This window comes from Pseudoalteromonas luteoviolacea (genome assembly GCF_000814765.1).
Lineage (GTDB): Bacteria > Pseudomonadota > Gammaproteobacteria > Enterobacterales > Alteromonadaceae > Pseudoalteromonas > Pseudoalteromonas luteoviolacea_H.
The window spans coordinates 1-20,796 of record NZ_JWIC01000005.1; the positions used below are offsets into that span (position 1 = coordinate 1).

The window sequence follows — 20,796 nt, forward strand, 5'->3', positions numbered from 1 at the left end:
TTATTTAATGCATATGCCCCAGAGTTTGGCCAAAGTTTATCTTTGGTTGCCGAAATAGACTCTCACCTATTCTTATATCTGTTTTTGCCGACGCTCATTTTTGAAAGCGCATTTGCCATGGAAGTGCATTTATTCCGCCGCATGTTTACACAAATCGCGATTTTAGCTGTCCCTGGTTTAATGCTGGCGATTTGGTTAACTGCAGAGCTCATATTTGCCATTGTACCCGATGGCTGGGGCTGGAGCTGGGCCATTTGCCTGATGTTTGGTGCTTTGATCAGTGCCACAGATCCGGTCGCTGTCGTCGCGCTTTTAAAAGAAGTCAGCTCTCGAAAGCGCCTTGAAACCCTCATTGAAGGCGAGTCACTACTCAATGACGGTACCGCAATCGTATTCTTTTCACTCTTTTTTGCGTGGGTTACCGCAACTTACAGTGGTGATATCAACGCTGGACTTTCATCGCCTTTACATGTCACTGGCGAGTTTTTGCAAGTTGTCTTGGTGGGTCTGGCAATAGGCTTAGCCGTGGGTGGCCTATGTATTATGTGGATTGAGCATGTATTTAACGACCCAATGATCGAGATCTCTTTAACCATTGCGGCAGCTTACTCAGTTTTTTTTATTGCGGAGAATTTTCACGTATCAGGAGTTGTTGCGGTTGTCACGTTAGCCATAATGTTTGCGAGTATCGGTCGAACGCGGATCAGCCCTGAAGTCGCTGGATTTTTACATCATTTTTGGGAAATGATGGCCCATATGGCCAACACACTCATCTTTTTACTGGTTGGCATATTGGTCGCTATCCGTGTACCACTGAATGATATGCAAGCATGGAAAATGCTGGCATTACTTTACGCTGGTATTTTAATCATTCGGGCACTCTCTATCACCGTGTGTATGCCGGCCCTAACTAGATTAGGTATTGGTATTAATTTTCCAAAAGCCGCGGTGCTGTGCTGGGGTGGACTGCGCGGTGCGGTGTCATTAGCCTTGGCACTGGCCGTAGTCGCCAGTGATGTAATACCAAAAGAAATTGGTGATCGGGTGCTGTTTTTATGTGCAGGCATCGTGGTCTTAACCATTTTGGTTAATGGCTCCACGATGGGCTGGTTACTTAAAATACTCGGCTTAAGCTCATTACCTCCGGCAAAGCAAGCGACCGTAGACAAAGCCCAAGGCACTATCAGTAATGAGCTACACGAGATGCTGCCGGTGATGATGACCAACCCATTCTTGCAAGGCGCAGACTGGGAAACCGTGAAGCAAAAGTCGCAGCTACAAGTGCTCAATGAGACTGAATCAAATAATAAAATAACCACAGACGAGCTCAACACGGCATACAAAAGACGACTGCTCGAGACTGAACGCAAACATTATTGGACGCAATTTGAACAAGGGATGTTGAGCAAACAAGCTACTAGCAAGTTAGTCGAAGCAGTTGAATCTGCCCTTGACGGTGAGCCCCAAATTAGCCCAAGAACCTCCATTTATACGGTATGGCAAACCCCAAAATGGCTGCAACCACTTAGACAGTATTCATGGTTAAACAAGCTCTTATTGACCTTTTACTTTAAGAAGCTTGCCTTGGGTTACGACATTGCTCGGGGCTTTATGCACGCACAAGAGGCACTGCAAAGTCATGTCCAAACGTTAGCACCTAGCCAGTCTGCAGCTGATTTAGTGTTGAAAGATGTCAAAGATAACAAAACACGTACACTAGAGCGCATGAATGAACTACACGAAAGTTTTCCAGAAATTATTCAATCCTTACAGACACAAGCTGCCACTAGGTTATTACTCAATCGCGAACGTGCAGTCATCAACGCACAACTTAAGCAAGCTGTGTTAGATAAACCCGAAGCACAAAGGTTATTAGCATGCGTTGAAGACAAGATGGCCAATCTTCAAAATGAGTCAATCTTCAAAACGACCAAGCAACAGCAATTTACCAATGATATTCCTTGGGCTAAGAACTTACCGCTCACCACACGTGAAAAACTGTCCGCTTTTGTAGAACATCAGGTTTATGAAGCGCAGCAAGTAATTTGCAACGAAAATCAGCCGATGTCGAAAATTGGCGTTATTGTAAGAGGAAGCGTTAAAGAGCAATGGAACGTATCATCAGGTAATGACGTAAATCACACTTGTACAAATAAAGGGCCGGGCGAATCAATTGCTCTTACAGCATTGCTAAGCGGTGCATGCGCAACCGACATTACCAGTGACACACCCTGTGATATTATGTGGCTACCTTGTGATAAGCTTAAGCAATTAATGCAAAATGATAGCCAATTAACCCAAGTAGTTTGCAAGTTAATGCAAGAATATACTAACTAATTGTTTTAGATATCCGTTTCGCTATTACGTTTTAGCTGCTCAATTAACTGCATAACAGAGTGTTGGCTATAGACTTTGATGCCTTTGGATCTGAGCAGTTGTGCAGTGACGCCAGCACCGTTTACTTTCTTACCAGAAAAAGTGCCATCATATATTTTTTCACTTCCGCAAGATGGGCTACCCTCTGCCAAAACCGCGAATTTTATTTGTTGTTGCAAACAAATTTGCAGCGCTTGATACGCACCATCTAAAAAAGCATCGGTCACATCGACTCCATCATCTCCGACAACACGCGCTTGTTGGTGGATGACATCACGCCCTTCGCCTCCGATAATTTCCGCAGGCGCTCTAGGTATCGGTAAACCAGCAGAGACTTCTGGACAAAAACCAACAAGCTTAACGTTTAAATCTAACCAACGCTTATCTGACTCATCCAGCGATAAGTTACTTCCGTTATACCTCACTTTATTACCCATTAAACAGGCGCTTACAAAGACCTTTTGCATCCATACTCCAGATTAAATACTGCACTAACTTCTATTTACCCATAAAAAGTACACCGAGTTCATTATAGTAGAGTAATTATTTAACACTAAAGAAATATTTATTCTTTTAATAGATAATAAACAACTTAAACCACCTAATTCATAGCATTATAAAACAACAACATGCAACTTTGATCCTATTTTGCATACGTATTCAATGGAATGTTCCTCAAAGCACCTTATATTGTAAAACTCATGTAAATGAGAGGCACAATAATGAAAAATATAATACTACCAATCGTCGCAAGTGTTTCGGTACTTGCATCAAACTGCACCTATGCTACGCCTAGTAACACGGGTGCACCCACGACATTTGTTCACCTGTTTGAGTGGTCTTGGCCTGATGTCGCCAAAGAATGTGAAACCTTTTTAGGGCCACAAGGCTATGCGGCAGTTCAGGTTTCACCGCCGAGTGAACATATCACCGGGAGTCAATGGTGGACAAGATATCAACCTGTTAGCTATCAACTTGTCAGTCGCGGCGGAGATAGAGCTGCGTTCATCGACATGGTTTCTCGATGTAAAGCTGTAGGGGTCGATATTTATGTTGATGCGGTGATAAATCATATGGCACACGGAAGCGGTACCGGGGTCGCAGGCAGTCAGTTTGGTAACAAACAATACCCCATCTACAGCTCAAATAACTTCCATCAAACCTGTGCAATTAACCCTGAAGATTACGGCAATAACCCGTGGCGCGTGCAGCATTGTGAATTAGTGGGATTGCACGACTTGGACACCGATGCACCTTATGTGCAGTCGCAGCTTGCAAATTACTTAAATGACTTGCTCGATATTGGCGTAGCGGGTTTTCGTTTGGATGCAAGCAAGCATATGCCTGCAAACGACATCGGCGATATTCTCGGTAAACTCAATAAGCAATCTGTGGTGTTTCAAGAGGTCATAGAATCAAAGGGGGTGAAGCAGTTCAAGCGTCTGAATACTTTCAAAATGGCTTAGTCACTGAGTTCAAATACAGCATTAAACTCAGCGAAACATTTAAAACAGGCCCAGCTTGCTTGGCTTAAATCTTTTGGTGAGCAATGGGGCTTTATGCCAAGCTATAAAGCCGTTGTATTTTCTGATAACCATGACAATCAACGCGGGCATGGCGGTGCAGGCTCTATTGTCACCTTCCACGACGGTAAACTATATGAACTGGCCAATGTGTTCATGCTTACCTACCCCTATGGCTATCCAAAAGTAATGTCTAGCTATGAATTTAATGGCAATACCGATGCCGGCGGTCCAACGGTACCCGTTCATCAAGGTAATAATCTAAATTGCAACGCACAGCAATGGCAATGTGAGCACAGAAAGCCCTTTATTGCAGGCGCAATGCGCTTTAGAAATCATACCAATGATGGACTGGTCAGTACAAAATTGGTGGGACAATAGCAATAACCAAATTGCTTTTTCGCGCGGGTAATTTAGGGTTTGTGGCCATCAATAGAGAATCGAACAATATGAATGTGAGGTTGGCAACCGGTCTTCCTGCGGGCACATATTGTGACGAGCTTTCTGGCGGTAAAACTTCGGGATATTGCAATGGCAGAGCAATTACGGTTGATGGCGATGGGACTGCTCAAATATCACTATCCTCTATGGATGCAATCGCGATCCATCACCAAAGTATGACTACAGATACCCCTAATGACGGCGACGAAGATTGGCAAAGAACGGTTGTATTTATAAAGGCACAAACACAAAGCGGCCAAGATATGTTTGTACGCGGCGGCTTGGACCACAATGCAGCGTCACAACGAGGATTGCAATGCGACCAAAACCCCATACTTTGCCAAATTCCAATTAGACATCTAAACCTCAGAAATCAAACCACTGCACCATGGAAATCAGGAGATACCTACCTAGACTGGCAGGCAACTGAGCCTGATCAATCAATTCATGCCCAAGGGACTGCTTTAGATTGGACAACCAATATTTGGCCTGCAAATTGGGGCGAAAAGAAAACCTACGATCTTCATGGATTTGGTGAGTCGGGTTTAAACCAATGGGGACCACACTACTGGAAACTTGATGTAGAAATGGATTGCAATCAAACTCACCAAGGCTGGTTTGAGCTAAAAGCATTTGTCAAAAATGGTCAAGGATGGGAAAGTGATATTCTTCAAGCAAACCGACCTTATGCTAGCAATAACCACTTCGCGCAGTGTGGCAAACTAAACGTATTTGAGTTTGGTAAAAACACACACCTCATACAGGCTCTCTAGTGTTAAGATAACACCTTAAAATTTGTGTATGGCAACCGTTTTTGGTTGCCATTTTGCATACGTATTCAATACGATTATTCCCATAAGACCGATATATTGTCTTTCTCAAAGAAATGAGAAATATAAGAATGAAAAATAACCGACTCCCTACTCTAGCTGGACTTGCACTCATTGCATCTTCCAACGTGAATGCATCAGGGCATACCCCTACCACATTTGTACATTTGTTTGAGTGGTCTTGGCCCGATATTGCCACTGAATGCGAGACATTTTTAGGACCTCAAGGTTATAAAGCGGTTCAAGTGTCACCGCCTAATGAACATATCGCAGGCGATCAGTGGTGGACAAGATATCAGCCCGTCACTTATGAAATAAACAGTCGCAGTGGCGACAAAGCGCAATTTGTCGATATGATTAAGCGATGCAAAGCGCAAGGCGTGGACATCTATGTCGATGCAGTGATTAATCACATGGCCCACGGTAGCGGTAAAAGTATTACTGGCAAGTCGTATGGCAATAAGCACTACCCCATTTACTCTCCTAAAGATTTCCACAAACCCTGTACTATCAATGGCACTGACTACGTAAATAACGCGTGGCGCGTGCAAAACTGTGAACTGGTTGGCCTACATGATTTAAATACTGACTCTATCGGTGTTCAGGCAAAAATCGCCAGTTACCTAAACAAACTTACAGGCTTAGGCGTGGCAGGATTCAGACTTGATGCCAGTAAACATATGCCCACTGAGGATATCGCCGCAATTTTAAAACAGCTCAATGACTCACCGCTTATTTTTCAAGAAGTCATAGATCAAGGGGGAGAAGCAATCTCATCAGTGCCGTATCTCAGCAACGGTATGGTCACAGAGTTCAAATACAGCGTCAAACTGAGCCATGTTTTTAAACAAGGGGAACTGGCTTCACTGAAAACCTTTGTTAAGGACTGGGGTTTAATACCCAGTGAAAAAGCCATTATATTCACAGACAACCACGATAACCAGCGCGGTCACGGTGGTGCTGGCGACATCGTCACGTTTAAAGATAAAACACTGTATGACCTTGCTAACGTATTTATGTTGGCCTATCCGTATGGTTATCCAAAAGTGATGTCCAGTTATGAATTTAATGGCGATACTGATGCTGGCGGACCAAAAGTGCCTGTTCACCAATCTGGTAAACTCAACTGCCAAGACACCTTGTGGCAATGTGAACATAGAAAACCCATGATCGCCGGCGCAATGCGTTTTAGAAGTTACACGGCCGACAATCCAACCATTTCAAATTGGTGGGACAATGGTAAAAACCAAATTGCGTTTTCACGCGGAGATCTTGGGTTTGTCGCGATTAATCGCGAAGATAAAATGATGTATGCCACGTTTCAAACCGGTTTACTACCCGGCACATATTGTGATGAGTTGAGCATGGATACCAATCAAGGGCCGTGTATAGGGAAATCTATCACTGTAAAGCAAGACGGTACTGCTTTAATACAACTAAAACCGATGGATGCAATCGCCATACATCACCTTGCAAGATTGAAGTAGTATGGCCTTGGTGCAAAGCGCTATCGTACGAAAGGTTAATGACACAGCACGAAGCGCTGACATTCTTTTCGCGCAAGGTGATTAACGTGCAAAATGTAACGACTGCGAGCGAAGCGAGTACGTTCAATTTGCGCAAGGTGAATATCGTGTGAAAGGCTAATGATACAGCGCGAAGCGCTGACATTCTTTTCGCGCAAGGTGAAGTGAGCAATTTAACCAAAGGTAGTCGTTACGCCCCTATTAAACCAAAGCAGATTCTCTCTATGTCATTCCGGACTTGCTCCGGAAACCATAGAATAGTCAAAGAAAAATTGATCCTGAATCAAGTTCAGGATGACGGATTTGGAGATTGGTGTATTACCAATAAGAAATCAACATCATGACACCGCAATTAATTTTGAGCATGTTCTCTCTACGTCATTCCGGACTTGCTCCGAAAACCATAGAATAGTCACAGAAAAAATAGATCCTGAATCAAGTTCAGGATGACGGATTTGGAGATTGGTGTATTACCGATAAGAAATCGACATCATGACACCGCAATTAATTTTGAGCATGTTCTCTCTACGTCATTCCGGACTTGCTCCGGAAACCATAGAATAGTCACAGAAAAAATAGATCCTGAATCAAGTTCAGGATGACGGATTTGGAGATTGGTGTATTACCGATAAGAAATCGACATCATGACACCGCAATTAATTTTGAGCATGTTCTCTCTACGTCATTCCGGATTTGCTCCGGAAACCATAGAATAGTCACAGAAAAAATAGATCCTGAATCAAGTTCAGGATGACGGATTTGGAGATTGGTGTATTACCGATAAGAAATCAACATCATGACACCGCAATTAATTTTGAACATGTTCTCTCTATGTCATTCCGGACTTGCTCCGGAAACCATAGAATAGTCACAGAAAAAATGAAAACTGTGAAGCGGAGCGAAACCGAGCTAAGCTTTAGCATTCCCGCTTTAATAACATGTTATATGTACTAAATACCCACAAATATTAGAAATAAAAAAGTCAGTGTTAGAGTAAAGTTCAAGTACAGTGCGCACTTAATATTTGTTTGTTTAACAAAACGCCAAATTTTAGGGTTATATAGAAAGTTGGTTGCTTTTTTTTGGTGCTCCCATTTTGAGCTAAAGGCAACACCACCATATAACTTCGTTGCCAATTTAGGGCTTAGTCTTCTGAAGCTAGATAATATATAAAATTGCAATAAAACAGAACTGAAACCGATAATTATTGGTGAATATTCGAACATAAAGAACATCAAACCTTAGAGTGTATATAACGCCTTAATAAACGGCGAAAAATAGCAGGATAAACTAAGCGAAGAATGAGCGAAAGCCTGCTGTTTTGCGTCCAAAAGCAAAAGTGAACCACGAACAAACGAAAACTAAAACGGACATTTCCAATGTACTCGCCTTGTTCAATCGCTTTTTCACAAGCATAAATCAAATTTCTTAAACCAGATTCATCACCAACAATATGGTGATCTATTTGAAAATCACTTCCATCTTTTAATTGAGGCATAGTCTTTCCTAATCAGCAGACCAAAATTCTTAGTACATAACGTCGTTGCAACCAGCTAATAATAGTTGGTGATAATTTGTGAGGCACGAACAAAGCCAACTGTTTTTGTACGACTTGAATGACTTGTTATGCACCCATTTCTACTAGGTACTTACCTTTTATTTCTTTCACTTTAAGACTTTGGTTTATCTCTTGCATCTTTGCTAGTTGGGCGCGATTCATGAAATTATTTTTGAATATATCCCGGTAGCCACCATTTTCATAATCATCCAACCATGCCAAATGCTCATATGAAACTTTAACAGACAACCCTCCCAGAATTCCCTTTTTAATCTTTGTTTCCGTGCTAATGTTATACCCAGCTTCGATTTCTAGTTCATATGCATAGCTAATGACACAACTACATATCAAATCACGAATTACCTTTTCAAAAGTTAAATCGTAATCCTTCGGGTTATACCAAATAATTAATTCACTATACGCATGTTCATTGTAAACTGCATTAAATAAGAGTTCGAATCCTACAACATTTTCAGTAACACCACTTAAAGCATAATATTTATCGTGCCCATGTTTTTCGAGTTTATTTCTAAGAGCTTGAATGCCACAAGATGAGCCTTTTCTTATCCCATAAGGACCGCCGATATCAAAATCCAATGGTATTTGTAAATTATTCTCGAAAAATAACAGAATGAAGTCCATCAACTTAGGTCTATCTATTTTATTCTGGTCATCGTCAATAATATAGAATTTATAAACTTTGAATTTTTCACTTTTCTTGAAAAACACAGCTTAACTCCCATAAGGTGCATAACGCCCCGCTAACCCCAGACAAATACGGATATTGCCTTGAAATAAAATGAGCGAAGCGAATCACAAGGCAGCTGGAGTTTTGAGCTTCTGTTCAAGCGGTTTGTTATGTGTTTATTTCTAATTCTTTAAAGTAGGTTTCGAAAAGCAGGTCTGCCTCTCATCTAGTGATAAATAATTTAAAACATGTCCTAATTATTAGACTGTATTCCACGCTAAATGATGTGTTGTATCAATTGTGAATTTAACCCACCAACTTTCTTTCTCTTCAGAGCCATGCACTATCACACCTGTGACAGAGGGTACTTTTTCTAAGAACTCAATTAATTTTGAAAATGCTCGACTATCCATAATTCACATAACGCCCCAAGCAGTGTTGACTAGTATTGGCGGGCTTTTTGCCCGCGAAGTGGGAAAGAAAAAATCGTGACAATGTTACAAATCCGGCTGACTTGGCTTGTTATAGCCACTCACCACGTCCACTACCGAATTTAAAACGGTCTGGTTCAAAAACAATCTGTGATCGCCATCAATTACATGGTAATCAACTTTTTTACCTGCTTTTTTAAGTGCAATAAAATACTCATTGCTCAGATATGGCCTCGTTACCTTATCATCTTTACCAACGAATAATGTAATACCGATATCATTAGCCACATTGTCAATCATCTCAATTGGTGAAATAGTAACTAGACTCTTTTTAAAACCTTCATAATGAGAACTTTTATACATATCCGCTCTCCATTGAGGGATGTTGCATGGGCAGGATACAATAAATGCATGGTTAATAAGTCTAGGGTATAGAGCAATTAACTTAGCTGTTATGGCAGAACCTCCGGAGTGACCAGCAAGGATCACTTTTTCTGAATTGTGGTATTCCTTCAGTTTTTGAATCGCTTTTGCTATTTGATGGATTCTTGATTCATCATAATTATCCCCAACCGTTTCACCTCGAATGCCATCAGAAGTACGTTTTAAATGATCAGTATATCCAGGGCGAAGCATACCCACGCTTACAGTATTTATAGAATGCAGAGCTATTTGATTTGCAAATTCATATTGATAAGACGGGTTATTAAACGGTGAGTCACCATGCAGTGCAACTACGAGTACTGGTGTTTTTGTGATTTCGCCACTTTTGTAAGTTTTTATTTTAGTACAAACACCCTGAACATTTACGTCATTCAAAGAACTATTACATTGAGCCTCAACCGTATTTACGAAAAAAAGACTAATTGATAAAAATAATAAAAATTTCAATGATACTTCCTGATATCTATTGTGGTAATAACAATCTAATATCGACCGAATAGGTCGTTTTTCTACCAAGCCATGGGGCATTGTTATCATTGCACCCAGTTTTATCACAATAACTAACCTGTTGCTACAGTTATATTTTTCAATCATTATAGACATTAAGGAAAGGATAAAAGCGACCCAAAGGGTCGTTTTCTTGACTATGGTAGGAACACAGCAAGACTTTATATAAACACAGCTATCGTTTAGCGCTAACTTAATGACAACTCGTTCAGCATTTTTAAATCACATCGTCGAGTTTATGTTGACTAAGCAATATTAACACAGAACCGCTGATACATAACTTAAGTAGATTTCTCCCTATATTCACTGTCATGGTAAGCGCCACCCAGTTTCAATGCTTGGTAGCAACGTGCAAAATGTAGCGACTGCGAGCGAAGCGAGTACGTTCAATTTGCGCAAGGTGAATATCGTGTGAAAGGTTAATGACACAGCGCGAAGCGCTGGCATTCTTTTCACGCAAGGTGAAATGAACCATTCTAACCAAAGGTAGTCGTTACGCCCCTATTAAACCAAAGCAGATTCTCTCTATGTCACTCCGGACTTGCTCCGGAAACCATAGAATAGTCACAGAAAAAATAGATCCTGAATCAAGTTCAGGATGACGGATTTGGAGATTGGTGTATTACCGATAAGAAATCGACATCATGACACCGCAATTAATTTTGAGCACGTTCTCTCTACGTCATTCCGGACTTGCTCCGGAACCCATAAATTAGTCACTGAAAAAATGGATCCTGAATCTTGTTCAGGACGACGGATTCGGGGAGTGGTGCATAACTGATAGTAAATCAACACCATAACACCTCTATTTATCCAATGCAGATTCTCTCTACGTCATTCCGGACTTGCTCCGGAAACCATAGATTAGTCACAGAAAAAAATGGATCCTGAATCTTGTTCAGGACGACGGATTCGGGGGGAGGTGCATAACTGATAGTAAATCAATATCATGACACCTCAACTAAACCATCGCACGTTCTCTCTACGTCATTCCGGACTTGCTCCGGAACCCATAAATTAGTCACTGAAAAATGGATCCTGAATCAAGTTCAGAGAAACAAACACTCATAACCTTATGCTTTAAAAGAATCGACTTTTTCTTTTAAGCTACTGGTGTAGTCACCCAATGCACTACTTACTTCAGCATTTAGCTGGGCGTTTTTAGCAATTTCAATGATGCTATTGTTGAACTCATTAATGTTGGTACTTATCTCCGCAATCACAGAGGTTTGCTCTTCAGTCGCAGTCGATACTTGCACATTCATATCGATAATCTCATTCACTGCGCTATTGATTTCATTCATATACTTAGCAGACTCATTCGCTTTTTCAACGCTCGAAGTTGCACTCGTTTGCGCATTTTCCATCGCAGTAACGGCATTTTGCGCCATTGACTGTAACTTTGTGATCATCTCTTTAATTGACTCAGTTGCTTTTTGCGTATTATGCGCCAGCTGCCTAACTTCATCCGCAACGACCGCAAACCCTCTGCCCGACTCACCTGCCCGAGCAGCTTCGATTGCGGCATTTAATGCCAATAAATTGGTTTGCTCAGCAACACCTTGAATCATCAAAACAACTTGGTTAATCTCATTACTTTGCGTATTTAAAGCTTGAATTTGTTCGGTATTGTCTGCAACTAAGCCAGCCAACTTCTCAATCGACTGGATATTTTGTGTGATCGTACTTGTGCCTTGCTGCGCGAGCGTGCCTGAGGTTTCAGCTTTTTGTGCTGTTAACTGCGCATTGTTGGCCACTTCTTGAATAGCAGCGCTCATTTGCGTCACAGCTGTCGCAATCATGGCTGTTTGCTGCTCTTGATCTTGAGACGTATTTGCCATCGATGAGCTGATTGATGTCAAGTTGTTAGATGTCGAGGTCAATTCCCCTATCATTTCAATCAGACTTTGAACAAGGTTATGTAAACAATCGACCATCATATTAAAATCGTTGCCTATTTCGCTAAGCTCGTCTTCGCCAACCACTTTTACCCGCTGCGTTAAATCCGCATTTTGTGCAATGGTTTTAATGGTGCGTCGCAAGCCTTTCAATGGCTTATGGATAGAGCCATAGATCAACCAACTGACACTCAACATCACCACAATCACAAGTACAGACGCGACTATCATTCCAACTCTTGCTGCATCGGCTTCTTCATGGCTCACTTCAATCAGTTTGCTGGCCTCGTCAAGCTGCAAAACCATTAATTCATTGTAGCCTTCGCTAAGCGGGTCAAACGTCTCGTAGAGGTCTTTGACAAATTGATTGTAAGGTACAGAATCAAAGTTATCTTGTGCAATTAAGCGCTGGTATTCTTGAATTAGCTGATTAACTTCTCGCTCAGACTGCTTAATTTGCTGAACAATCGATTGCTCTTTACTGGTCAACTTACCCCCTAAGTAAATTTCCCACTCAGCAATCGCAATTGATTTGGCCTCTTCAATATTATCAAGCGCTTGTGATGGTGTTAATTGCTTGCCTCTTAACTTATGAAATGTATCAACAATAACCACCGCATAGTTGTCTGAGACCACTTTAATCTCTTTAAGTGGTAAGACCCTCCCAGAATACATCTTATCCATATTCGCTACGAGGTGGGAAATCGTAGTGAGCGTAAACACTGTCGCAATCACAAAAAGGATTGCGGGTAATCCAGACAACGACAATAAACGGCTTTGTACAGAGAAATTATTCAACATCAAATTTTCCTTAGGCTTTGCCTAGTTACCTTGATATTTGAGTATTGACTAACTATGTGAAATTACAATGTAAAAACGTGACTGATCCACTAAAGTATTGGATCACAAAGACTGTTCAAACCACTTTGTCACATAATCGAAAACGCTCACTGTGTGACGAGCGAATTTAGCGACGCATTCAATATTATAAACTTGCGATGTAATACGCTTGGCAAACTACTGCTAAAAAGCTTAAAACCAATATGTTATATGCGACTGGCTGCCGAGTTTTAAATGCAGAAAAAAACGCGAAAATGAATGAAAATATAAGAGAGATGAAGCATATAATTGCCAAAAAAAATACAATTTTTTGCGGTACATAAAAATCACAGTCATAGGAGCACGCATAAAAACGCTCTATCATTAAGCTGGCCAATATCGTTTGTAGCACCCCCCAAATACTTAATAACAGCAAAGCAGTATGTGACAAGCTCCAAAAACTAAATGCCTGTTTAAAAATCACTAAAATATCCTTTTACAGAAACACACCGACATAATGATAATGTCACTATGACTCAAAGCTTAATGGGCGGTCAATCACATAGACATCACGCAACGGTATAAAATGCGCTCTCTCCCAACCTGATATTTCTTTCATTTTTTGAACTCTGTCATTTTCAACTTCAATCTTAATCTTAATCTTAGTTCCATTGTTAGATACGCCTCTCAGGTTGATACCTTTTCACGCAATGAAATAACAAAAAGGTTATTAAAACACATTGATAAACGAACAAATTGTGACCGGTCTTAAAAATAAAAAGCCCGCTATTTGCGGGCCTTCGTCAAGCATGTCCTAGTTACATTCAACGATTAAAGCTTCGGATGTTGATGCCCTAAGCGCTATTTTACTCAACCCTACTTCAGCGTTTCCAACTAGCGAGAGTTTAAATGGAGACATTGTTTGAGATAACTCAGCCCCAAGGTTTGCAAAGCAAGTCAAAGGCACGGCCAACTGCTGCCAACCATTTGTGAGTGCGCTCAATTTTTCATCTGGTATTTTAACTTGTGAGCGGCATTTCATCTCTTCCTGACAATTCATCCCTATATAGGCTTTTGAAATTGAACCTGATTTTAAAGACATATCAAATGTTAAGTACGCACTCGAGTTAACATACGCACTCAGGTCTTCAGGGAACCCATGTTTGCTCAGTAATTGAATGCCCACCACTTTTGAATCACTAAAAGACAATTGCATGCTGTCTTCCTGTACAAAACGGTCAATCGTTCTGAAGTCTACGCCATTGAATTGCTCACTATTTGAACGGATCGGCTTTCTCTTATTACTTTCAGTGAGATATAGCGCCCATGGCTTTTTAGGCTGACCATCGTATAAAAACTCGACTTCATTGACGCTGGCACTAATATCAAAATATTCGTTCAAATTGTCTTTCAAGGTATCCTTTGTTTCGTAATCCAATCCAAACCCATATTCAAATAATGGGGTTTGTCCATCAAAACGATTGACGTGTTGTGTCGGTGAATTCGGCCACGAAAACGACAGTTTACCTGTAAAGTCATATTGGATACTGTCATTTTTATCTTTTAGTAGCACGTCAGCAACACCACCGCCTTCAGAGCCCGGTAGCCAAAGTGCCACAAAAGCATCGCTGGCGTTTAGCTCAGCATTCATCCACATCGGACGACCACTGATGAAAAGTGATACAACTGGGATACCTTGCGCTTTTAATGACTTTAATAGCATCAAGTCCTTGTTAGTGCCGTATTGATACGCCAAATGCGGTCTATCCCCTTGTCCCTCTGCGTAAGGCTCCTCTCCAAATACAACAATTGCGACATCAGGCTTATTATCTTTATCGTACGAACCATCAAGACTCAAGGTAATATCACCGCCCGCTTTTAACACCTGTTGTTTTAGGCCTTTATAAATCGAGGTACCACCGGGAAAATCTGCATTGGCGTTATTGGTGCCCTGCCAAGTAATGGTCCATCCACCTGACTGTTTACCAATATTATCTGCGCCATCTCCAGCAATTAAGATGTGTTGTTTAGGAGATAAAGGTAATATCCCTGCTTTGTTTTTGAGCAGCACCAGAGATTTTCTCACTGCCTCTCTGGCAAGTGCTCTGTGTTGTTCATTACCCATTATTTTACTGTCACCAGCATACAGTCGCTGGGCAGGACTTGGCTTATTGAACAGACCTGCACGTATTTTTACTCTTAAAATACGGCTCACTGCGTCATTCACTCGACTAAGCGCTATGGTGCCGTCTTTCACTTGACTGACCGTATTGTAAAACAATGGCTTCCAACTTTGCGTTGGTGCCATAAACATATCTAACCCCGCATTGATTGCTTGTGGACAATTATCATTAGTACACCCTTGGATTTGCCCATGACCATTCCAATCTCCGACAACAAAGCCATCAAAGCCCATTCGGTCTTTCAACACTGTCGTCAGCAAGTATTTATTGCCATGTATCTTGTCGCCATGCCAACTATTAAAGGATGCCATTACTGACTGCGACCCAGCTTTTAAGCCACCTACGTAGCCTTGTGCATGAATTTTAAATAGTGTTTCTTCGTTAACAACGTTGTTCCCTTGATCATCTCCTTTTAGAGTGCCACCGTCACCAACAAAATGCTTAACTGTGCTGATCACATGCTGCTCTTTAAATACGGAATTAGTGCGCCCATCACCTTGAAGCCCTTTAACAATCGCATAGGCATAGTTACCGACTATTTCTGGGTCTTCTGAATACCCTTCGTATGTTCTTCCCCATCTGTCGTCTCTTACAGTCGCAACCGTGGGTGCGAAGATCCAATCAATGCCCGTAGCCAACACTTCTTTTGCGGTAGCTTGAGCGATGTTTTCTATCAATGCAGGGTCGTTTGCAGCACCCAAACCAATATTATGAGGAAATAAAGTCGCACCAATCACATTGTTATGACCGTGAACCGCATCGGTGCCCCACATCGTCGGGATAGAAGAGCCGTCCAAAGAAGTATCAATAGACGCTCGATACATAGACTCAGCCAATGCCACCCAATCAGCCACTGATGCATGTTTGTCGCCATTTGGAAAAGCCCCGCCGCCATTTAAATAAGAACCGAAGCCATATTTGCGCATATCTTCAACCGTGATATCGCGTATTTCTGGTTGGATCATTTGCGCGACTTTCTGCTCAATGGTCATCTCATCAAGTAAAGCTAAAACCAGTGATTCAACCTCTTCAGATTTTTCAATTTCAGACACAATATTTGGCCAAATAGTTGGATTTTTGCCTTTATCAGCTGCTGTTTCTAAGCGTTTGGATTGTCCACATGCACTGAGCAAACTCACCATATACACACAAAGTAAAGAGGTTCGTTTTAAGTTGTTCATTGCGCAATCTCCTTTATCGATTTTTTATGGCACCCCCAAAGTCCAAAATAAGCAATGAAGATATAACAAGCAGCGGGTAAGAAGAATGAGCCTTGTAGCCCGATATTGTCTGCAAGCAGCCCTTGTAAAATAGGGATGATCGCGCCACCAACAATTGCTAAGCACAATAAACCAGAGCCACGGCTCGCGTCTTTACCTAAACCCGAAATTGCTAAACTGAAAATCGTCGGAAACATAATTGAGTTGAATAAACCAACCGAAAGCATCGCCCACATGGCAATTGCGCCAGTTTGATTCACGGCAAAAACAATCATACTCATTGAAACAGCAGCATTAAACGCCAGCACTTTTCCACCGGCGATTTTTTGCATCACCGCAGCACCAATAAAGCGTCCAACCATTGCACCACCCCAATAGTATGCAATGAGCTTGGCAGCTTCTGCTTCATTTAAACCTGCAATGCTGGGTTGATGTAAAAAACTTACTAGAAAACTGCCAATCGACACTTCTGCACCTACATATAAAAAGATACCAATAGTGCCTAAAATCAAGTGTGGATGATCAGTCAGCGGCCTAGTACTTTTTGGGTGTTCATCCTGTGATTCGACCAACTTTGGTAACTTAAGTGCAGAAAACACAAGTGCTAATACCCCTAAGATAGCGGCAAGCAATAAGTATGGTGCTTGTACCGCTTCAGCACCACTCGACACCGAATCTTGCCCCGAAAACAGCAAATATGCACCAAAAAATGGCGCAATAGTGGTACCCAGTGAGTTGAACGCCTGTGTCAACGTTAACCTTGAAGGTGCGGTTTCAGGTTTACCCAGTGCGCTTACATAAGGGTTCGCAGACACTTGTAATAGGGTGATACCTGACGCCAATACAAACAGAGCCAGTAAAAAGACTTCATACAGTCCGATAACCGCTGCTGGTACAAACATCACACAACCCAAAGCAGCAATGAACAGGCCAAATACAATGCCTTTTTGAAAGCCTATTTTACTGACGAGGTTGCCTGCGGGGATCGAAACAATGACGTACGCGCCAAAAAAGCAAAATTGCACGAGCATCGCTTGCGTGTAGCTAAGTTGAAATGCCCCCTTTAGATAGGGAATTAAAATATCGTTCAAGCAGGTAATAAACCCCCACATGAAAAATAAACTGGTGAGCGCACAAAGTGCAAATCCAATGTTTTTAGGGGATTCGGATAATTGCACTTGCGCAGCTTTTGAAGCAAACTCGGTTGCCATAATAAAAACTCCAACCAGCATCGAGACAATGCAACAGCGTCTGTTGCATGCTCAATACTTAAAAATAACTAAGAGATAAATAAGTGACTAGATTTACTGAAAGCTGTATCTCACACCCAGTGTATACCTTGGGCCATACTGCCTTGCGAATAAGAATTGTCGTTCATACCGACCAAAGCCTTGTTCAGTTTCATCGTTGAGGTTTATGCCCTCAAAAAAGACTGTCCAGCGTTCATCAAGGTCGTAATTCACACTGGCATCTAGCTGGGCATAGGCTTTTGCAAATTGAGGCGGGTTGTCAGCTGAGCCTTGATCTTGGCCAACACCTATCAAATATTCGTCACGCCACGCGTAAGTGAACTTAATAGACAGCCCATCTTTCTCATAAAAGACTTGTGCATTTGCGGAGTCACTTAACCCCGTAAGCGGTGTTTGCTGATCTAAGCTATTTACATCAAATTCTACGTCGCCATCGACAAATGTAGCATTGAGTCCTATGCCAAAGCCGCTCTCGCCAAACACATGTTGAAATGCCACTTCGAAGCCATCGACCTTTTTAGTATCTGTCGCATTAAATGGTTGGGTTATCTTCCAGAGCAATAACGGATCATCGTCGGCGGGCTCTATGTAACCTTGCGAATTAAGCGTCGCGCCATTGGCCTGCATTTGCAGAAAAATAGCATCACTGGTTGCTTGCTCACCGCGTGCTTCAATATCAGCAACCGCCTGATTCCATCTCGGACCTTGATAGATATCTTTAAATCCATCAATGGTTGTTTCAGTAACCCGACTGCCAATGAAGTTTTTAACTGACTTTTTAAAGTACCCGATTGCTGCGTAACTACTTTCATCGTAGTAATACTCAAGGCTTAAATCTAAATTTGTAGACTCAAATGGCTCTAAGTTCGTATTACCTTCATTGCCGTTACGTGAACCTATTTTAGGGCTACCAGAGAGCACACGCCCCCCCGCTAAATCGCCAAGTGGTGCACGCGTGATGGTTTTACCCCAAGAAACACGACCAACCAACTCATCGGTGATATCCACTTTCACATCGAGCATTGGCAGTAGCACATCATGCTGCCCTTCAGACGTATATGTATTATCCTCTGGGAGATATTGTGTGTGCCACTCACTGCCACCTAGCCACCAAACCGAAATCGGAATTTGTTGTTCATCAATACTAGTTACGTCGGTTTCTTCGTATCGAACACCGATGTTTAAAGCAACAGGGAATGAGGCGACTTCAAACTCCCAAGCACTCTGAACATAAAAGCTCATTGTCTCTTCTTGCACAGAGCTACGAGAAAAGGTGCCCAAATCATGGTATGCCGTGGTGGCGAAATAATCGTCACCACCGAGCACGTCATTGGTAAGGAATGCTTCAGAGCGTGCGACGACCTCGTCAAAGTCAAAGGTATAGTAGTAATTCGGATTTAAATTTGCACCGCCACTGGCAAAAGCATCTAAAAATCCATTGGTATCGTTTCTGATAAACATGCTGTCAGGGAACATTTGTGGCCATGCCGGATTAAATAAAAACCCGCCAATTAAACCACTCCAAGCGTTAGATCCGCCCATCGTTTGATCCGTCATAGCAACACCAAATTTGACATCAATCAATGGAATGTCAAAGCGGTCATTTTCCCATGTTGCATCTATTTGTAGCTGCTGAACCTCTGCCTTTCCAGGCGAGTGAACAAACTGGCTAAAGTGCGAGTCAATTTCACTTTCAAGCAGTGTTGTAGAGCCATTCAACCAATGTATTTGCGCATGTGGAACATCGCCAGTGCGATAATCATAGTTTTTAGTGCGTAGCTGATCAGATCCTAACACCAAAGAACCTTCACTACCGATGCCTTTATCAATACCGTTATCAGTTTCACTTGATGAGTCGTGATAATCCACAGCGATATGCCATACGTCATTAATTTGCCAATCGATATTGATACCTGCTGACTTTTCAATGACTTCGGTTGTTGAGCGTGATGCGGTAAAAGAGCCATCATTACCACTAATATCGGCAAAAACCGCTGTACCATTTTCATCTAATTCATAGGCATTGATGTTGCCACCATATTCATTCCACATCCCCCAACCAATACCATTTTTGCCTGTCACGGCTTTGGTGTGGGTGTAGTCTACTGAAAGCACCAAGTCGTCAGTGGGCGCATACTGAAACACAACGTGGCCGTTGGTTCTGTCCCTTTCCAAATCTTCAATGCCATAGTTCATGTCTCGAGGAAAAAAGTAATCGCCTACTCGATTTCCTTCATTATCTAGTGGTCTAGGATCAATCACCTTGCTGTCATCGATATTGCCGGGCAAATCGACATTGGCTTGCCACCCTTGAATATGCGCCTGCTGCTTTTGAAAGTCTCTTTCATGATGTGTGAGAGAGAACGACACGCCCAATGTATCGTCAATAAAGGTGTTTGAATAAAGCGCTGATAACTCGGGTGTCACATCGTCATTTTCGACGTTTGACGAATCATGGATCGCTTTTGCCGAAAAGGTATAGCGCTCACCGGGACTTGCCAGCGGTTTTCTAGTCACAATGTTAACTGTGGCGCCTAGGCCACCACTTGGGTTTTCCGCGCGTGCTGTTTTGAATACCTCTAATGCCATTACACCATCAGCAGATAAATTCTCAAGGCTGTAAGATCTTGAGTTACCTGTGCCCGGCATTTGGCGACCGTTTAACGTAATTAAATTGAAATCGGGACCAAAGCCTCTGACTGTGATCTGGGAACCCTCACCATTACTTCGACTGACCGCAACACCGGTAATACGCTGTAGAGATTCAGCTAAGTTGGTATCTGGGAATTTGCCCATTTCCTCTGCTGAAATCGCATCCACAACCCCTGATGCACTTCTTTTTAGATTCATAGCACGGGTCAAACTGCCCTTGATCCCACGGATCTCAATGACTTCTATTTCTGGATTTTGCGCATCTGTCGTTAAATTCGCTGTTGATTGTTCTTCGGCAAATACCTGCCCTGATAGAGCTAATGACACACACAAAGCCACGCGCGAAGCTACAAATTGAACTTGTTTCATAACTAACCTACATAAATTCTCTGTTCTGGGGGGAAATTTGTCCCCCCTTGTATTTGCCGCGTTACGGCACCGTGATTTCTG

General features: G+C 42.1%; 10 protein-coding genes and 2 pseudogenes. 3 read left to right on the forward strand and 9 right to left on the reverse strand.

Annotated elements, in window-relative coordinates; translation table 11 throughout:
* A partial coding sequence (locus JF50_RS07625; protein ID WP_039608887.1) for a cation:proton antiporter occupies positions 1 to 2,337 on the forward strand: 2,337 nt, incomplete at its 5' end.
* A 5-nt stretch (positions 2,338 to 2,342) separates the two neighbouring features.
* On the opposite strand, the gene JF50_RS07630 is transcribed toward JF50_RS07625, so the two are convergent.
* Complete coding sequence (locus JF50_RS07630; protein ID WP_039608888.1) at positions 2,343 to 2,843, reverse strand: DUF523 domain-containing protein; 501 nt, start codon at positions 2,841 to 2,843, stop codon at positions 2,343 to 2,345.
* Between the two features lie 255 nt (positions 2,844 to 3,098).
* Between JF50_RS07630 and JF50_RS07635 the strand changes: the two are divergent.
* Together JF50_RS07635 and JF50_RS07640 are read left to right on the forward strand one after the other, a co-directional pair.
* A pseudogene (locus JF50_RS07635) lies at positions 3,099 to 5,113 on the forward strand (alpha-amylase).
* 128 nt (positions 5,114 to 5,241) lie between these two features.
* Positions 5,242 to 6,651: pseudogene (locus JF50_RS07640) on the forward strand (alpha-amylase); the annotation flags it as partial.
* Positions 6,652 to 7,930: 1,279 nt separating this feature from the next.
* On the opposite strand, the gene JF50_RS07650 reads toward JF50_RS07640, so the two are convergent.
* From JF50_RS07650 to JF50_RS07690, 8 genes are all read right to left on the reverse strand, one after another.
* Positions 7,931 to 8,194, reverse strand: a complete 264-nt coding sequence (locus tag JF50_RS07650) for a hypothetical protein (protein ID WP_039608890.1) — start codon at positions 8,192 to 8,194, stop codon at positions 7,931 to 7,933.
* 126 nt (positions 8,195 to 8,320) lie between these two features.
* Entirely contained in the window at positions 8,321 to 8,983 is a 663-nt protein-coding gene (locus tag JF50_RS07655; RefSeq protein ID WP_039608891.1) for a hypothetical protein, read from the reverse strand.
* A gap of 219 nt (positions 8,984 to 9,202) precedes the next feature.
* Positions 9,203 to 9,355, reverse strand: coding sequence for a hypothetical protein (locus JF50_RS27120; protein WP_160290454.1), 153 nt, complete (start codon positions 9,353 to 9,355; stop codon positions 9,203 to 9,205).
* A gap of 84 nt (positions 9,356 to 9,439) precedes the next feature.
* Complete coding sequence (locus JF50_RS07665) at positions 9,440 to 10,264, reverse strand: alpha/beta hydrolase family protein (protein WP_039608892.1); 825 nt, start codon at positions 10,262 to 10,264, stop codon at positions 9,440 to 9,442.
* Positions 10,265 to 11,397: 1,133 nt separating this feature from the next.
* Positions 11,398 to 13,023 (reverse strand): methyl-accepting chemotaxis protein, encoded by a 1,626-nt coding sequence (locus JF50_RS07670; protein WP_039608893.1) that lies wholly within the window; start codon positions 13,021 to 13,023, stop codon positions 11,398 to 11,400.
* An 832-nt stretch (positions 13,024 to 13,855) separates the two neighbouring features.
* Complete coding sequence (locus tag JF50_RS07680) at positions 13,856 to 16,405, reverse strand: glycoside hydrolase family 3 protein (RefSeq protein WP_039608895.1); 2,550 nt, start codon at positions 16,403 to 16,405, stop codon at positions 13,856 to 13,858.
* Positions 16,402 to 17,655: a sugar MFS transporter gene (locus tag JF50_RS07685; protein WP_052262180.1), complete on the reverse strand. Its 1,254-nt coding sequence runs from the start codon at positions 17,653 to 17,655 to the stop codon at positions 16,402 to 16,404. The genes JF50_RS07680 and JF50_RS07685 overlap by 4 nt, the downstream gene beginning before the upstream one ends.
* 93 nt (positions 17,656 to 17,748) lie before the next feature.
* Complete coding sequence (locus JF50_RS07690) at positions 17,749 to 20,715, reverse strand: TonB-dependent receptor (protein WP_039608896.1); 2,967 nt, start codon at positions 20,713 to 20,715, stop codon at positions 17,749 to 17,751.
* Positions 20,716 to 20,796: the final 81 nt, after the last annotated feature.